This is a genomic window from Bradyrhizobium sp. LTSP885, assembly GCF_000938305.1.
Taxonomy (GTDB): Bacteria; Pseudomonadota; Alphaproteobacteria; order Rhizobiales; family Xanthobacteraceae; genus Bradyrhizobium.
On record NZ_JYMT01000003.1, the window covers coordinates 54,082 to 66,948 of the forward strand.

Genomic DNA, 12,867 nt, shown 5'->3' on the forward strand with positions numbered 1-12,867 from the left:
GTCATCCCTGAACCAACCGGCACCATCGGGCGTTAGCTTGCTCGGGCCGGATTGCGAGGGGAGCGGGATGGATCAGGGCGACAGGGACTGGTGGCGGAACGGCATTTTCTATCAGATATATCCGCGCTCGTTCGGGGATAGCGATGGTGATGGCGTCGGCGATCTCAGGGGGATCATCGCGCGGCTGCCCTATCTGACGCGGCTTGGCGTCGATGCGGTCTGGCTGTCGCCGATCTTCCCGTCGCCGATGGCCGACTTCGGCTACGACATCTCCGACTACACCGGCATCGATCCGCTGTTCGGGACGATGGAAGATTTCGACGATCTTGTCGCGGCCGCCCATGACGCCGGCCTCAAGCTGATCCTCGATCTGGTGCCGAACCACACCTCTGACCAGCATCCCTGGTTCACCGAGGCAAAGAGCTCGCGCGAAAATCCGAAGCGCGACTGGTACATCTGGCGCGATCCGGCGCCGGATGGTGGGGTGCCCAACAACTGGCTGTCCGAATTCGGCGGCAGCGCTTGGGCATATGACGAGGCCTCGAGCCAATATTACTATCACGCCTTCCTCGCCCAGCAGCCTGACCTGAACTGGCGCAATCGTGACGTCAGGCAAGCAATCTACGACGTGATGCGGTTCTGGCTCGCCAAGGGCGTCGACGGCTTCCGCGTCGACGTGATCTGGCACCTGATCAAGGATGCCGACTTCCGCGACAACCCGCCGAACCCGCATTATCGCGAAGGCCGGCCGCCACACGAGAAAATCCTGACGCAATATTCGACCGACCAGCCGGAGGTGCATGCCGTCATCACCGAGATGCGCCACGTCACCGAGGAGTTCGACAACCGCGTGCTGATCGGCGAGGTCTATTTGCCGCTGCACCGGCTCGTCGCCTATTACGGCAACGATCTCAGCGGCGCGCAGATGCCGTTCAATTTCGCGCTGCTGTCCACGCTGTGGAGCGCGCGCTCGGTCGAGACCATCATCGCCGACTATGAGAAGGCGCTGCCATCGGGCGCATGGCCGAACTGGGTGCTCGGCAATCACGACCGGCCGCGCGTGGCGAGCCGGGTCGGCCCGGCGCAGGCGCCGGTGGCCGCAATGCTGCTGCTGACGCTGCGCGGGACGCCGACGCTCTATTACGGCGATGAGATCGGCATGCGCCAGGTGCCGATCGCACCGGATCAGGTGCGCGATCCCTTCGAGAGGAACGTTCCTGGTATCGGCGTCGGTCGCGACGGCTGCCGCACGCCGATGCAATGGAGCGCCGAGCCTAACGCCGGTTTCTCCAGCGCCAGGCCATGGCTGCCGCTGGCGCACGACTTCGCCAGGGACAATGTCGCGAGCCTGGAGGCAGACGGGGCGTCGATCCTGAACCTCTATAAGGCGATGATTGCGCTGCGGCGAGGATTGCCGCAGCTCGTCCATGGCAGCTATGAGCCAGTGGCGGCGCAGGGCGATGTGCTGCTGTACCGGCGGCGCAGCGCCGAGGGCGTGGCGGTGGTCGCGCTGAATTTTGGCGCGCAGCCTGCGACCATCACGTCCAGCGCGATCGGATTCAGCAATGAAGTCCTGCTATCGACCTTGATGGACCGGCAGGGCGAGAAGATCGAAGGCGCGCTCGATCTGCGCGCCAATGAGGGCGTGATCCTCGGGCCGCATCAGGAGGACTGACGGGCCGTGCGCGGCGTTTTCGTATCGATGTCGCTGCGCTTGAGCAAATAGTCGAGACCGCCGACGCGATACCAGCGATAGCCGTAGCCCTCGATCAGGAGCTTGTGGCGCCCGCGATCGTCGGCGAGGCTGTGATCCTCGCTCAGCAAGTTGACCAGAGTGTTGCCGGCGTCGTCCGGAAGCCCGACAGCGAACGAGATTTCGCGAGGCTGTTCTGCAAGATTATGCATGAACAGCACCGAGTTGTTACGCCAGTCGTAACGGATCACCAGCACGGCGGGATCTCGGGTTGCGATTATCTTGAAATCCCCCCAACCGATCTCAGGGACCTCCTTGCGCATCCGGATGACGCGCTCGGTCCAGTTCAAGAATGAATCGGGGTCGCGCCGTTGCCTGGCGGCATTGACGTGATCATAACCGTACGGACCCTTGTCGATCACGGGCGAGCACGGCTTGCCGGCTTCGGTAAAGCCGGCATTTGGCTCGTTCGACCACTGCATCGGCGTGCGCGCACAGTTACGTTCGGGCAAATCCAGATTGTCGCCCATGCCGAGTTCGTCTCCGTAGCGGATCACAGGCGTGCCGGGGAGCGTGCACATCAGGCTGTAGGCCAGCTCCAGACGCCGGCGATCGCCGCCGAGCATCGGTGCCAGACGCCGGCGGATGCCGCGGTCGTAGAGCTGCATGCTCTTGTCCGGTCCGAACGCCTTGAACACGGTCTCCCGTTGCGCCTTGCTGAGGCGGCCGAGGTCGAGCTCATCATGATTGCGCAGGAACAGGCCCCATTGCGCCGTCGCCGGTCGCGGCTTCGTTGCGGCAAGCGCCTTCGCCAGCGACCGCGAGTCGGCGGACGCCATCGCGTAGAACAGATGCTGGTTGACATGGAAATTGAACATCATTTGCGCTCGGTCGCCATCGCTTCCGAAATACTCCATGTCAGTCTCGGGCTGCACGTTGGCTTCAGCAAGGATGATTGCGTTGCCCTGACGCCATTGCAGGAACTCGCGGAACGTTCGCAGCATGTCGTATTGCTCGACCGGCTTGCGGACTTTGGCGCCCTTGGTTGCGATCACAAAGGGCACCGCGTCCATGCGAAAGCCGGAGACGCCAAGCTGGATCCAGAACCCCATGATCTTGAGGATCTCGGCCTGCACATGCGGGTTCGACGTGTTGAGATCGGGCTGGAAATCGTAGAAGCGGTGGAAATACCAGGCGCCGGCCTGCTTGTCGCGCGTCCATGTCGATTTCTGCACGCCCGGAAACACCATGCCGGTGTTGGCGCTAGCGGGCCGCTTGTCCGCCCAGACATACCAGTCGCGATAGGGCGACTCCTTTGAACTACGTGCTGATTGAAACCAGGCGTGCTGGTCCGAGGTGTGGTTGACCACGAGGTCGATGATCACGCGGATGCCGCGTTGCTTGCAGCCGTGGGTGAATTCGACGAAATCGCCGAGCGTCCCGTAGCGCGGATCGACGCCGTAATAATCCGATATGTCGTAACCGTCGTCCTTGCCGGGCGAGGGTTGAAACGGCATCAGCCATATCGCGGTGATCCCGAGCCCGTCCAGATAGTCCAGGCGCCGCAACAGGCCCTGGAAATCGCCGATGCCGTCGCCATTGGCATCCATATAGGTGCCGACGGAGAGGCAGTAGATCACTGCGTTTTTGTACCAGAGATCGTCGATCACGAGGCAGCCCTCATCGGTCCGCCCATCGCAGCGGCCATGAGATAAGCGGCAATGGACCCCTGAGTTCCGGCTATCGGCTGTTGGGCACGTGCCGCGGAATCGGTTAGTCTCTGCTGGATGGAAACGCCCGCTCGCCAGATCGCGCTCGTCCCGGCGCCCGACCGACGCCAGTCGGAGACCGCGCTTGCGATCGCGCGCGGCACGGCGAGGCTTCTGAGATCGCTGGGATTTTCCTGCATCAGCGAGTTGCCGCTGCCGTCCGGCCGGCGAGCCGACCTGGTCGCGCTGAACGAGCGCGGCGAGATATGGATCGTCGAGATCAAGTCGTCGGTGGAGGATTTACGCGCCGACCAGAAGTGGCAGGACTATCGGATGCATTGCGACCGGCTGTTCTTCGCCTTCACGCAGGATCTGCCGTGCGAGATATTTCCGTTGGATACCGGGCTGATCATCGCCGATGCCTATGGCGCGCATCTGCATTGCGAGGCGCCGGAGCATCGCCTGCCGGCCGCCACGCGCAAGGCGATGACGGTGCGTTTTGCGATGGCTGCGGCGCAGCGGATCAACCGGCTGGTCGATCCGCAGGGGCATGAGCTTTAGAGGATGTCACGTAGCCCGGATGAAGCGCAGCGAAATCCGGGACCGGTCGCGCCATTTGAGAGTTGCCCCGGATTTCGCTTCGCTCCATCCGGGCTACAAGTGCGCGACGTTTACCGCGGCGCGCGTTTCGCCAAGATTCGCTGCAGCGTGCGGCGGTGCATGTTGAGGCGGCGCGCCGTCTCCGAGACGTTGCGGTTGCACATCTCGTAGATGCGCTGGATGTGTTCCCAGCGCACGCGGTCGGCCGACATCGGATTGGTCGGCAGCTCGGACTTCTCGTTGCCGCTCGCAAGCAACGCGGCGACGACGTCATCGGCATCGGCCGGCTTGGAGAGATAGTCGACGGCGCCCATCTTCACCGCGGTGACGGCGGTCGCGATGTTGCCGTAGCCGGTCAGCACGATCGCGCGCGCCTCGGGGCGTTTGCGCTTCAACGCCGAGACGACGTCGAGGCCATTGCCGTCGCCAAGCCGCAAGTCGACGACTGCGAAAGCGGGTGCAGCGCGGCCGATCTCGGCGAGACCGTCGGACACGCTATCGCATGACTTCACCGTGAAGCCGCGTGTCTCCATGGCGCGCGACAGGCGCTCCAGGAACGGCTTGTCGTCCTCGACGATGAGGAGCGATCGGTCGGCGTGATCATTCAGTTCGGCGATAGCGTTCACGGTCCATTTTCCCTATGTCAGACCCCCATTATATGGGACGGCACTGCGACCCTGCCAAGGCAGCCTAAAGTCGAGGCGGCTGCATCCTTAATGCCAGAGGCGCGCAAGAGATGCGATTAGGAACCGTTCTTAGGAGGCGTTCTCAGCATCCGGGGCGGCTTCCTCAAAGCGTTCGCGCGGCCAGACGATCTGAACCACGGCGCCGTGATCGGGGAAGATGCGGTTGCTGAACGAGACCTTGGCGCCGGTGCGCTCCAGCAGCGTCCGCGCAATGAAAACGCCGAGACCGAGGCCTCCGCGCGGGTTTTGGGCCTCATCTGCGCTGCGGCGGCGCGACAAATAGGGTTCCCCGATCCGTTTCAGCATGTCCGGCGCTATGCCTGGACCATCGTCGGAGATGACCATTTCAACGGTTTCCGCATTCCACCATGCATTCACCTCGACGGTCTGATGCGCGAAATCGACGGCGTTTTCGAGAATGTTTCCGACGCCATAAAGGATCGCCGGATTGCGCGCACAGACTGGTTCACGCGTAGCTGCGACAGCAAGCCGCACCTTGATGTCGACGCCGAAGTCGCGATGCGGTGCCACCGACTCCTCGATCAGCGTCGACAGCTTCATGTTGTCGAATGGTGCGCCGCTCGATGACAGCTGCGCGATCTTGCTCAGGATATCGCGGCAGCGCTGCGCCTGTTCGCGGAGGGTCTTCACGTCGCTTGCGAGGCTTGGGTCATGCACCGTCTTCTCGAGCTCGCGCGAGATCAGGAAGATCGTCGACAGCGGTGTGCCGAGTTCATGGGCGGCCGCGGCGGCGAGGCCGTCGAGCTGGGTCAGATGCTGCTCGCGCGTCAGCACCAGTTCGGTCGCGGCCAGCGCATCGGAGAGCTGGCGGGCTTCCTCCGTCACCTGAAACGCATAGAGGCTGGTGACGCCGATCGCGAGCACGATCGAAAGCCAGACGGCGAGCAGATAGATCGGCGGCAGCACCAGCGGATCGTCGGCATCCCATGGCAGCGGCAGATGGTAGAAGAACAGCGCCGAGGCGCAGGCGACCGCAAGGCAGCCGAGCGCAATGGTCAGGCGGACCGGCAGCACCGTGGCCGAGATCAAGACCGGTGCCAGGAACAGGAACGAGAACGGGTTCTGCAGGCCGCCGGTGAAATACAGCAGTGCCGCGAGCTCGACGATGTTGAGCGCGAGCAGGGCTGCGGCATGGCCCGGCTCCAGCCGCTGCATCGGGTTGAAGGCGATCTGGAGCCCCAGATTGAGCAGCGCAGAGAAGGCGACGATGCAGACGCAGGGGATGATCGGAACGTCGAATTCCAGCCCCTGGGCGACGATGAAGATCGCGACGAGCTGGCCGAGCGCGGCCAGCCAGCGCAGCCGCAGGATCGTATCCAGGCGGACAAAGCTGCGTGGCTGGCGGAAATCGGAAGCGGCGACGTCGGTCATCTCAGAACTCTAGCCGTGCTGTGGGCGGCGCACAAATTTGCGACTTAGCTCGATGGTGCGGCCCGCGCCTTGCGCTTATTGTCGCAATGGCTCAAGGAACGGCGATATGCAACAGAACGAGACGGGTCAGGGGCAGCCGCCCGATCTGCGAACGACAGCGGCCGATCTGCAGGCGCGCGCGGCCGACGTGAATGGACCGGCCGCGATCGATGTCGCGCATCTGGTCAAGCTCTACAAGGCCACCCGCGCGGTCGACGACATTTCCTTCCGCATCGCGCGCGGCAGCATCACGGGACTGCTCGGCGGCAATGGCGCCGGCAAGACCACGACGATCGCGATGATCATGGGGCTGGTGCTGCCGACCTCGGGCCGCGTCGAGGTGCTGGACGCAAAAATCCCCGAGCAGAGCTATGACGTGCTCGGCCGGATGAATTTCGAGAGCCCCTATGTCGACATGCCGATGCGGCTCACGGTGCGGCAGAACCTGACGATCTTCGGGCGCCTCTATGCGGTGAACCATTTGCGCGAGCGGATCGACCAGCTTGCCGCCGATCTCGACCTGAAGGAATTCCTCGACCGCGCCAGCGGCAAGCTCTCCGCCGGGCAGAAGACCCGGGTCGCGCTGGCGAAGGCGCTGATCAACGAGCCGGACCTGCTGCTGCTGGACGAGCCGACGGCATCGCTCGATCCCGACACCGCCGATTGGGTGCGCCAGCATCTCGAGACCTATCGCAAGACCCATAATGCGACCATCCTGCTCGCATCGCACAACATGCTGGAGGTCGAGCGCCTGTGCGACCGCGTCATCATCATGAAGCGCGGCAAGATCCAGGACGACGACAGCCCTGACCGGATCATGGCGCGCTACAACCGCGACACGCTGGAAGAGGTGTTTCTCGACGTCGCGCGCGGGCGGATGCGGGAGGGCGCGTCATGAGCGAGATCGTTAGTCACCGGCATCGCGGCATATCGCTGCATCGCATCAATGCGATGGTGCTGCGCTATTGGTATCTCCTGATGTCGTCATGGCCGCGGCTGCTGGAGCTGGTCTACTGGCCGACGCTGCAGATCATCACTTGGGGGTTCCTGCAGACCTATATCTCGCAAACCTCAGGGTTTTTCGCCAAGGCCGGCGGCTCACTGATCGGCGCCGTGATCCTGTGGGACATCCTGTTCCGCGGCCAGCTCGGCTTCTCGATCTCGTTCCTGGAAGAGATGTGGTCGCGCAATCTCGGCAACCTGATGATGAGCCCGCTGAAGCCGATCGAGTTCCTGCTCTCGCTGATGATCATGAGCCTGATCAGGCTCGCCATCGGCGTGATTCCAATGACGCTGATGGCGCTGTTCTTTTTCGGCTTCAACTTCTACGCCATCGGGCTGCCGCTGATCCTGTTCTTCTGCAATTTGATCTTCACCAGCTGGTCGGTCGGTGTGTTCGCGTCGGGCCTCGTGCTGCGCAACGGGTTAGGGGCGGAGAGCATCGTGTGGACGCTGATGTTCGCGGTGATGCCGCTCGCCTGCATCTATTATCCGGTCACGGTGCTGCCGGTCTGGCTGCAATATGTCGCCTGGGCGTTGCCGCCGACCTATGTGTTCGAGGGCATGCGCTCGCTGCTGATCGACCACGTCTTCCGCGCCGACCTTATGATCGATGCATTTGTTATCAACGCGATCCTGTTCGCTGCATCTTTTGCGATCTTCCTTGCCCTTTTGCGCGCCGCCAAGCGTCATGGATCGCTGCTCGGCGGGGGTGAATAAATGTCACTTTCTCGTGGAATTTCGCCCTTTTAGGCGAATTCCGCCCCTATATTCCACCAGCGGCGCATTGACGCATTATTACGCATTGTCCAGTATGCTGCGGCGCAAAACAGGGGTCTGAACGATAATGCCGATTGGTGAATTTGGCGGTGCCCCGCCACTGGTGGCGGAAGGCAGTCCGGGACTCACGACGCCGCTCTACTGGATGTACGAGATGGGGCATGCGTCGCTCAATCCGGCACGTGCGGTGACCGACGCCACCAAAATCCTGTTTCAGAATCCGCTCAATCCGTGGACCCACACCGAGTTCGGCAAGAACGTCGCGGCGGCTTGCGAATTGTTCGAGCGCACCACCCGCCGTTACGGCAAGCCGGAATGGAATCTGCCGACGACCGAGGTCAACGGCGTCCGCACGCCGGTCGAGGTACGTTCGATCTGGGAAAAGCCGTTCTGCCGCCTGTTGCATTTCGATCGCAAGCTGACGCGTCCGCTGCGCAGCCCGCAGCCGCGTGTGCTGATCGTGGCGCCGATGTCGGGCCACTATGCGACGCTGCTGCGCGGCACCGTCGAGGCGTTCCTGCCGACGCATGAGGTTTACATCACCGACTGGGCCGATGCGCGCACGGTGCCGCTCGCGGCCGGCCGTTTCGATCTCGAGGACTATGTCGATTACCTGATCGAGATTCTGCATGCGCTCGGCGGCAACATCCACATCGTTGCGGTGTGCCAGCCCTCGGTGCCGGTGGTTGCGGCGGTCTCGGTGATGGAGGCGAACAACGATCCGTTCGTGCCGCTTTCGATGACGCTGATGGGCGGCCCGATCGACACCCGCCGCAATCCGACCGCGGTCAACAACCTGGCCGAAGAGCGCGGCATCGACTGGTTCCGCAACAATGTCATCACCAAGGTGCCGTTCCCGCATCCCGGCGTGATGCGCGACGTCTATCCGGGGTTCCTGCAGCTTAACGGCTTCATCAGCATGAACTTCGATCGGCACATGGACGCGCACAAGTCGCTGTTCGCCAATCTGGTGAAGGGTGACGGCGATCTCGTCGACAAGCACCGCGAATTCTATGACGAGTATCTCGCGGTGATGGACCTCACTGCGGAGTATTACCTGCAGACCGTCGACCTCGTATTCGTCAAGCATGCGCTGCCGAAGGGCGAGATGACCCATCGCGGCAAGCCGGTCGAACCCTCGAAGATCCGCCGCGTCGCGCTGATGACGGTGGAGGGCGAGAAGGACGATATCTCCGGCCTCGGCCAGACCGAGGCAACGCACGCGCTCTGCACCGCGATCCCCAACGATCGCCGGGTGCATTACGTGCAGAAGGGTGTCGGGCACTACGGCGTGTTCAATGGCTCGCGCTTCCGCTCCGAAATCGTGCCGCGGATCTCCGATTTCATGGTTTCGGCGGCCATTACGCGGGTTTCCCTCGCCGCCGCCGCTGAATAGGTATCGTTCCGGCCTCGATTCCGGCGGCGGCATAAGTCGCTGAATTGACTAAAGGAATATCGAATCCGGGATCGTTTAAGGGGTGAATGTGGCCTCACCCCTTGGGCATTGTTTGTGACGATGATTCACTTGAAAAATTCCGATCCGAGCCCCTGCAGGTAGAGGTCAAGAACTGGCCAGCCCCTGTATATTGGGCAAATGATTTGTTTTTGCGCCGAGCGATTTCAATGGCGGCGGTTATGGCAGAATCCGGGCGAACTCCTGCTCCCCGGACTGTCAGACATGGCTACTCGCGCGCTCCTCTATCGGCGGCCTGCCGAACCCGCGACTCTTTTGGTCAGGCACGGCTCCCAATTCTTCACGATCAGGCTTCGCCGGCACCGGCGGGCGCGGCGTTATACGTTGAGAATCCATCCGACCGACCGCGAAGCGATCCTCACGATGCCGCCGCGCGGCACGATCGCGGAAGCCAAGGAGTTCGCCCACCTCCATGGCGGCTGGATCGCCGCTCGTCTTGGCCGTTTGCCGAAGGCCGCACCATTCCAGCCCGGCACGATGGTGCCGTTCCGTGGCGTTCCGCACCGCCTTGTTCACCGCACCGGCGAGCGCGGCACGGTCTGGATCGAGACGCGTGACAGCGGCGAGAAGATTCTCTGCGTCGCCGGCGGCGTCGAGCACATGGACCGCCGCGTGCACGACTTCCTCAAGCGCGAGGCGCGCAAGGAACTGCAGAAGGCGGCGCTGTTTTATGCGGCGGAACTCGGCGTGCGGGTGAAGCGGATTTCGATCCGCGATCAATCCAGCCGCTGGGGCTCGTGCACCTCGGCCGGCTCGCTGTCATTCTCGTGGCGGCTGATCCTGGCGCCGCCCTTCGTACTCGACTATCTTGCGGCGCATGAAGTCGCGCATCTCGTCGAGATGAACCACTCGGCGCGGTTCTGGCGGGTGGTCGACAAGGTCTGTTCGTCGGTCGCGCGTGCCAAGAACTGGCTCGACACCCATGGCAACGACCTGCATCGCTACGGGATCGAGGATTAGGCGTCGTCAGCGCTTAGTGCGTAGGATGGGTAGAGCGGAGCGAAACCCATCATCTCGCCGCGCAGATGAAGACTGATGGGTATCGCTGCGCTCCACCCATCCTACGCATTGAAGCAAGAGCGCTTAGCGACGCCCGCCGAACAGCCGGTCCGTCAGCCAGCCATCTAGTCCGGCCGCCGCTTCGGGCCGCGCGTTCGGGTTCGCTTGCGCCGAGGTGCGCGTCGGTGGCGGTGGGCGATAATAGCTGCCGGCGGCTGGCGTGACGGGTGCAGGCGGTTGCGACGGTGGCTGCATCTGAGGCTGCATCTGAGTCTGCATCTGTCCCGTCGGCGCCGACGGCGCGCTGACCTGCGTCGACACCTGGATCAGGTTCGCCGGTCCCCAATTGCCTTGCGAATTCGGAATGGTCGCCACAGGCACGCCTTGATGCGCGGCCTTCATGAAACGCGTCCATACCTCGACCGGCAGCCCGCCGCCGGTCGCCTTCTTGGTCGGCGAATTGTCGTCATTGCCGAGCCAGACGCCGGTGACGAGGTTGGCGGTGTAGCCGATGAACCAGGCGTCGCGATAATCCTGGCTGGTGCCGGTCTTGCCCGCGGCGGTCCAGCCGGGGATCTCGGCCTTGCGCGCGGTGCCCGAGATCAGCGTCTCGCGCATCATGCTGTTCATCATCGAATCGTAGCGCGGCTCGATCACTTGATTGGGCTGATCGGAGGGCCTGACGTAGAGCACCTTGCCCGAGCTGGTGCGGATACTGGTCACGACATGCGGTGAGACGCCGAACCCGCCATTGGCGAAGGGTGCATAGGCGCCGACCATCTCGATGACAGAGACTTCGGAGGTGCCGAGCGCGATCGAGACGTTGGGCTCGAGTTTCGACGAGATGCCGAGCCGGTGGGCGGTGCGCACCACGTTCTTCGGCCCGACCTCGAGGCCGAGCCGCACCGCGACCGTGTTCAGCGACATCGCCAGCGCCTGGGTCAACGTCACCGAACCGAAATATTCGTGGGTGTAGTTTTCCGGCTTCCAGCCCTTGATGTCGAGCGGCGCGTCCTGCCGGATCGTATCCGGCGTCAGCCCCGATTCCACCGCGGTGAGATAGACGAACGGCTTGAACGACGAACCCGGCTGGCGCTTCGCCGTCACTGCGCGATTGTACTGGCTCTCGGCGTAATTCCGTCCCCCCACCATGGCGCGGACCGCGCCGTCGGGCGTCATCGCCACCAGCGCGCCCTGGCTGACATTGAACTTCACGCTCTTGGCGGCGAGCTCGTCTATAACAGCGGCTTCCGCAATGTTCTGCAGCTTCGGATCGATCGTGGTCTGCACCGTAATGTCCTGGTCGATCTGGCCGACCAGATCGTCGAGCACTTCGCCGATCCAGTCGGCGACATAGTTCACGGTGCCGGCACCGGCCGGCTTCACATTGATCGAAGGCTGGCCGATCGAGGCTTTTGCCTGGGCTTCGGTGATGAAACCGGCGTCCGCCATTGCAGTGAGCACGAGTTGCGCGCGCTGCTCGGCGCCCTCCGGATTGCGGTTCGGCGCCAGCCGCGACGGCGATTTGACGAGACCCGCCAGCATCGCGGCTTCCGCCACCGTCACATTCTTCGCCGACTTGCCGAAATAGCGCTGCGCCGCGGCTTCGACGCCATAGGCGCCGGAACCGAAATAGACGCGATTGAGATAGAGTTCGAGGATCTCGGTCTTGGAATGCTTGCGTTCCAGCCACAGCGCGAGCTCGGCCTCCTGCAGCTTGCGCTGCATAGTGCGCTCCTGGGTCAGGAACAGGTTCTTGGCGAGCTGCTGGGTCAGTGTCGAGCCGCCCTGCGAGACGCCCCGATGCAGCACGTTGGTGACTGCTGCGCGTAAAATGCCGATCGGGTCGACGCCGTAATGCGAATAGAAGCGGCGGTCCTCAATGGCGATGAACGCCTTCGGCAGATACGGCGGCAGATCCTTCAGCGCGACATTGGCGCCGGCCATTTCGCCACGCTGCGCCAGCACGCTGCCGTCGAGACCGACGATCTGGATGGTCGGCGGCCGCTTCGGTATCTCCAGCGACTGGATCGGCGGCAGATGCGCGCCGACATAGACCACGACGCCAATCACCGCGATACCGGCCCACAGGCCGAGCACCGCGGTCCAATAGAACAGCCGGCCGATGACGGTGCCGCGTGATTTGGCGCGGCGCTTGCTGCCGCTGCGCGATGGACGCGGCCTCTCACCGCCGGAATCGCCGCCAGAGGTGTTGTTCCTATTGTTCGTGGGCTTGGATTTGGCCGGCGTGTCGTCGCCACCGCCGGGAATGCGGTCGGCGATCGACAGCCGCAGGTCGGAAAGCGCGGCCGGAAGCCCGAACAGCGGCTCCTTGCGCCCACCGCTTTTTTTCTGTCCCCACGCCATCCGCAACGCTCACACCCTTACGGGGGCGCAAGCTAGCGTTCCCGGTTTAAGGGGCGGTTACGCAAAGCTTAACGCCGGATTAGGAGGTTGGGCGGTGCGTGCTTAAATGTTGGAGCACGATCCGGAAAA

The 12,867-nt window shown here is 63.2% G+C and carries 10 protein-coding genes; 6 read left to right on the forward strand and 4 right to left on the reverse strand.

The annotated features are described in order from the left end of the window. The first annotated feature begins 67 nt into the window (after positions 1–67). Positions 68–1,675: an alpha-amylase family glycosyl hydrolase gene (locus UP09_RS01565; protein ID WP_044536257.1), complete on the forward strand. Its 1,608-nt coding sequence runs from the start codon at positions 68–70 to the stop codon at positions 1,673–1,675. Here the strand turns inward: UP09_RS01565 and UP09_RS01570 are convergent. Next, a complete protein-coding gene (locus tag UP09_RS01570; RefSeq protein WP_044536258.1) occupies positions 1,663–3,363 on the reverse strand; it encodes an alpha-amylase family protein in 1,701 nt (566 codons plus the stop codon). The two genes, UP09_RS01565 and UP09_RS01570, sit on opposite strands and share 13 nt — an antisense overlap. Positions 3,364–3,480: 117 nt before the next feature. Between UP09_RS01570 and UP09_RS01575 the strand changes: the two genes are divergently transcribed. Further along, positions 3,481–3,963 (forward strand): MmcB family DNA repair protein, encoded by a 483-nt coding sequence (locus UP09_RS01575; RefSeq protein WP_044536259.1) that lies wholly within the window; start codon positions 3,481–3,483, stop codon positions 3,961–3,963. A gap of 110 nt (positions 3,964–4,073) precedes the next feature. Here UP09_RS01575 and UP09_RS01580 read toward each other — a convergent pair whose 3' ends face one another. Together UP09_RS01580 and UP09_RS01585 are read right to left on the reverse strand one after the other, a co-directional pair. Continuing rightward, on the reverse strand, positions 4,074–4,628 hold the full coding sequence (locus UP09_RS01580) for an ActR/PrrA/RegA family redox response regulator transcription factor (RefSeq protein WP_044536260.1): 555 nt from the start codon (positions 4,626–4,628) through the stop codon (positions 4,074–4,076). Between the two features lie 129 nt (positions 4,629–4,757). Then, the gene (locus tag UP09_RS01585; RefSeq protein ID WP_044536261.1) at positions 4,758–6,080 is read right to left on the reverse strand and encodes an ActS/PrrB/RegB family redox-sensitive histidine kinase; all 1,323 of its coding nucleotides are present in this window, start codon (positions 6,078–6,080) and stop codon (positions 4,758–4,760) included. Positions 6,081–6,186: 106 nt separating this feature from the next. Here UP09_RS01585 and UP09_RS01590 point away from each other — a divergent pair, with 106 nt between their 5' ends. The 4 genes from UP09_RS01590 to UP09_RS01605 all read left to right on the forward strand — a co-directional run bounded on the left by UP09_RS01590 (position 6,187) and on the right by UP09_RS01605 (position 10,332). Beyond that, on the forward strand, positions 6,187–7,017 hold the full coding sequence (locus tag UP09_RS01590) for an ABC transporter ATP-binding protein (protein ID WP_082069928.1): 831 nt from the start codon (positions 6,187–6,189) through the stop codon (positions 7,015–7,017). Then, positions 7,014–7,838, forward strand: coding sequence for an ABC transporter permease (locus UP09_RS01595; RefSeq protein WP_044536262.1), 825 nt, complete (start codon positions 7,014–7,016; stop codon positions 7,836–7,838). Before UP09_RS01590 ends, UP09_RS01595 begins: the two co-directional genes overlap by 4 nt. Positions 7,839–7,965: 127 nt before the next feature. Beyond that, the gene (locus UP09_RS01600; RefSeq protein WP_044536263.1) at positions 7,966–9,294 is read left to right on the forward strand and encodes a polyhydroxyalkanoate depolymerase; all 1,329 of its coding nucleotides are present in this window, start codon (positions 7,966–7,968) and stop codon (positions 9,292–9,294) included. 198 nt (positions 9,295–9,492) lie between these two features. Next, entirely contained in the window at positions 9,493–10,332 is an 840-nt protein-coding gene (locus UP09_RS01605; RefSeq protein ID WP_044536264.1) for a M48 family metallopeptidase, read from the forward strand. Between the two features lie 123 nt (positions 10,333–10,455). Here UP09_RS01605 and UP09_RS01610 read toward each other — a convergent pair whose 3' ends face one another. After that, positions 10,456–12,738 (reverse strand): transglycosylase domain-containing protein, encoded by a 2,283-nt coding sequence (locus UP09_RS01610; protein ID WP_044536396.1) that lies wholly within the window; start codon positions 12,736–12,738, stop codon positions 10,456–10,458. Between the last annotated feature and the right edge of the window lie 129 nt (positions 12,739–12,867).